General features: G+C 60.3%; 3 protein-coding genes and 1 pseudogene. 1 reads left to right on the top strand and 3 read right to left on the bottom strand.

From position 1 onward, the window contains the following. Window positions 1–1,294 precede the first annotated feature (1,294 nt). Complete coding sequence (locus tag EN991_RS29845) at window positions 1,295–1,711, top strand: hypothetical protein (RefSeq protein WP_063169404.1); 417 nt, start codon at window positions 1,295–1,297, stop codon at window positions 1,709–1,711. A 238-nt stretch (window positions 1,712–1,949) separates the two neighbouring features. Here the strand turns inward: EN991_RS29845 and EN991_RS41825 are convergent, their stop codons facing one another. The 3 genes and pseudogenes from EN991_RS41825 to EN991_RS29860 all read right to left on the bottom strand — a co-directional run. Further along, window positions 1,950–2,441 carry a cytochrome c gene (locus tag EN991_RS41825; RefSeq protein WP_244514239.1) on the bottom strand — a complete coding sequence of 164 codons (492 nt, stop codon included), beginning with the start codon at window positions 2,439–2,441 and terminating at the stop codon, window positions 1,950–1,952. Window positions 2,442–2,482: 41 nt separating this feature from the next. Then, complete coding sequence (locus tag EN991_RS41215; protein WP_127312611.1) at window positions 2,483–2,716, bottom strand: hypothetical protein; 234 nt, start codon at window positions 2,714–2,716, stop codon at window positions 2,483–2,485. A gap of 9 nt (window positions 2,717–2,725) precedes the next feature. Then, a pseudogene (locus tag EN991_RS29860) lies at window positions 2,726–3,024 on the bottom strand (DUF411 domain-containing protein); the annotation flags it as partial.

Raw genomic sequence — 3,024 nt, forward strand, 5'->3', positions numbered from 1 at the left:
CTACATCTCCTCGTTGTGCTCGACGCACTCCGGACAAGTAACCTCATGGGCGCGGCATGCAGGATTAACCGAGCCCAGCCGGTCATGAGTGCGGCCTTGCCGGGTCGGGCGATAGGCAGTCATGCCCTGCCCTTCCTGCGGGTCAAGCACTCCGAAAAAACATTTCCCCCATAAATGCTAGATCTTCCGTTGCCTTTTCGCGTCACAGGCCGTCAAACGCCCGGCCGTTCACAACAGTGATCCGGCAAGTGTTTGGCTGCGCGAGACGATGCTGCAGGGAGTCGTCCTGCATGGCACTTCGCTATGATGCTGCGGTGCCGTCTAACGGCGCCTCGTGCTTGAACGCACTGAACGGCCACCGCGATCAAAATCGATGGTTCGAGGACCGTTGATCATCACCCCGCCAGCCTCGATCTTGTTTGCCGCCACGAGAGCGACACAGAGACTGCTGGTGAAGATGCCCGCCTGCCCGCTATGTTCCGGATGGTTGACCATCCCGGATGGACCCATCGAGGGTGTCAAGGCGAGCATGAGCACAGGCGCGAACAGTTCACGGGCAGGCGCGACGGTGGCCGCAAAGCAACGTCGCGCCAGCATGCGATCTCAGCAGGATCGGCACCATCCTGTCAGGGAGCAATGCGAGTGGCTGGCTTAGCCGCTGCGACGCTGCCCGGCATCGCGTTCAATTGATCTGGCGCCTTAAATGCAGGAAGGCTTCGCGGCCGGTACGAGGCGCATCCCTCCTCCGAAGCAGCACGCCCAAGTATCATCACAAGCCCCGAGCGCCCGCGTTCGGCGATGTCCAATTTCCGACAATGTCGGAATACAGTCAGATCTGCTGGATTGACTTTAAATGGTTTTCTCATTTGGCACAGCGCATGCTGGTTATCCGGAAACACGTGACCGACCAACAAGAAGTCGCATGACACAACCGAAGCCATCCATGTCTGACGGGCTGCCCAGGATACCTACTGCGACCGCGCTTGCCCGGTGACGACCGCTCCGGCTCCGCCCGTTACCGACGAGGCAAAGTGACGGATTTCCTGCGTTTCAACGACATGGAGGTGGTTGTCATTCCCGCTGGGGGACAGACTCGGCCTGTTCAAGGCATTGCGCGAAGGCGGCAAGATGACGGCCACCCGTGCGCGAACTCAAGGAGCGCAGCCTGTATCGTGTATCAGGCAAATAGGCCGTCGGTCAGTGACCTTGACACAGGGGACATGCGCAAGGTCCTGAAGTTTGATGCAGCGATAGAAGGGTGCCAATGACAACAATAGCTTACAGGAACGGAACCATGGCTGGCGACGGCCGAGCCTTGGGTTTTGACTCAGTATCCGTCGGTGAGAAAACGAAGGTGTTTCGCTTATGCGACGGCACACTCATCGGCGTTTCCTCTTCGTCCTTGGGTATTCCAAAGGCCGTTCGAGACTGGGTTGAGAAGGGCATGGATGTTTCTGATATTCCTGTGCCGCGCAACGACGACAATTTTGAATTTGAGGCGCTGATAGTGCGCAAAAATGGGGAAGCCGTATTGTTGGACGGCAATTGGCTGCCAAGTGATCCCGTGAAAGGTGAATATTATGCCATCGGGAGCGGCAAGCAGTATGCTTTGGCCGCGCTGGTTTTGGGCAAGTCAGCTAAGGAAAGCGTCGAAGTTGCCGCGAAACTCGACGTTTGGACTGGTGGCACAGTCACTGCCATAACTCACTAAACCCGCCTTTCGGCGGGAGTGTGACAGTGCGAGCGTGGAAGTAGGGCGCCACCCCGGGGCACGTCGAGCCCTGTCATGTGAGCTGGTCCATAAGCGCGCGAAAGCGTCCAGTTGTGGCCAAAAGCACGATTTGCGACAGAACCGGCCCGCTTCTATGAGTATGGGCCGCTTTTTGCGGCCAGCGTGCTTGCCATCCTGCCGCCAGTGGCCGTCGCCTTCTTCTTCCAAGGTTACCTCGTCATGAAGTAGAGCACCACGATCTTGTCGGAGAGATCGGAAGGCGGACGGCCCTTCCGTCCGCGTCGGCCAGTTCGAAAGGCGGCGCGGCCTGCTCGTCGATCGCCTGGAAGAACCTCTCCGCGCTGTCCCTCATCTTGTCGAGATCGGCGCCCGGATGGTGGGCCAGCGCGGAGGTCCCGAGGATCAGCGCCAGAAATTGAATCGCAAGCGACGGTTTCGCTTTCATGGACAATGCATTCCGGTTGGGGGCGTTCGAGGGCTCCGCGGCTAGGATTGGTCTCACTGTGTCTGCTCCCGCTCCCGGCGGCTCATCTGCCTGATAGGCGCGTTCCCGCTCGGGCCATGTGCTTTTGATGAAGGCCAGAACGGCCCGGATCTCCTCGTCGGTGAGGACATTCCCGAAGCCCGGCATGTCGCTCTGGTAGCCGCCGCCGACGACCGCGGCCGGTCCCGGCGCCGGCATGCGTCCCGAAGGCAGCGGGCTTTCCAATCGCGCTGACCTTCGCCTGGCTAAAACCGTCTTGCCTAGCGCTATCGCCGCGGCCGGGGCGCGGCCATCCGGTTGGCGAGCCAAGGCAATGTCCAGACCAATCCGAGGCCTGCCGCGGCCACGCATCGATAAGAGGACCGACGCCCTTCTCCTTTGCCGCCGCTGGAGAACAGGTATTTGATCAGCGCGGCCGTCCCGAGGACGAGCACGACGACGACAAGCAGCCACACCAGGCCCGTGCCGAACATCATCATGCCGCTCATGCATTCCATCATCGAAGCCTCCTATTCCGTGGCGTAGATGCCGCCGGTCGCGTCAGACTTTCGGATTTCGAGAATCTCGAAGGGCGCTTCCTTCGTGCCACTCATGCCGGGGGAGCCCATCGGCATGCCGGGCAGCGTCATGCCCTTTGATGTCGGGCCGCTCGGTCAAGAGCTTGTTGACCGTGCCGACCGGCACATGGCCGCTCACCACATAGCCGTCGATGAACGAGAGAAGGCAGCCATCGGCTTCCGGCGGAATGCCCTCTTCGCGGCTCATGGCGAAAAGGTCGTGAGTCGGCCTTGACGGTGATTCCTGGAAG

Source organism: Mesorhizobium sp. M7A.F.Ca.US.005.03.2.1 (genome assembly GCF_003997795.1).
Classification (GTDB): Bacteria; Pseudomonadota; Alphaproteobacteria; order Rhizobiales; family Rhizobiaceae; genus Mesorhizobium; species Mesorhizobium ciceri.